General features: G+C 65.4%; 1 protein-coding gene. It reads left to right on the forward strand.

The window, feature by feature from the left end:
• On the forward strand, window positions 1–684 hold a 684-nt coding region (gene nifH, locus L0966_RS22160), incomplete at its 5' end, for a nitrogenase reductase (protein ID WP_234054271.1).
• Window positions 685–728: the final 44 nt, after the last annotated feature.

Here is a 728-nt window from a genome sequence, read left to right on the forward strand (position 1 = left end):
GGCTCGGTGGAAGACCTCGAGCTCGAGGACGTGATGAAGGTCGGCTACCAGGACATCCGCTGCGTGGAGTCCGGTGGTCCGGAGCCGGGCGTGGGCTGCGCCGGCCGCGGCGTGATCACCTCCATCAACTTCCTGGAAGAGAACGGCGCGTATGAGGACATCGACTACGTGTCCTACGACGTGCTGGGCGACGTGGTGTGCGGCGGCTTCGCCATGCCCATCCGCGAGAACAAGGCCCAGGAAATCTACATCGTCATGTCCGGTGAGATGATGGCCATGTATGCGGCCAACAACATCTCCAAGGGCATTCTGAAGTATGCGAACTCCGGCGGCGTGCGCCTGGGCGGCCTGGTGTGCAACGAGCGCCAGACCGACAAGGAGCTGGAGCTGGCGGAGTCTCTGGCGAAGAAGCTCGGCACCCAGCTGATCTACTTCGTGCCGCGCGACAACATCGTGCAGCACGCCGAGCTGCGCCGCATGACCGTGATCGAGTATGCGCCCGACAGCGCCCAGGCCCAGCATTACCGCAACCTGGCGACCAAGGTGCACGGCAATGCCGGCAACGGCATCATCCCGACCCCGATCACCATGGACGAGCTCGAGGACCTGCTCATGGAGCACGGCATCATGAAGGCCGTCGACGAGAGCCAGGTCGGCAAGACCGCCGCCGAGCTCACCGCCTGAGTGTGATGACGCCGGCCGGGACGCTCCGCGACCCGGCCGGGACG

Source organism: Xanthobacter sp. NM-59 (genome assembly GCF_021401125.1).
In the GTDB taxonomy this organism is placed as follows: domain Bacteria; phylum Pseudomonadota; class Alphaproteobacteria; order Rhizobiales; family Xanthobacteraceae; genus Xanthobacter.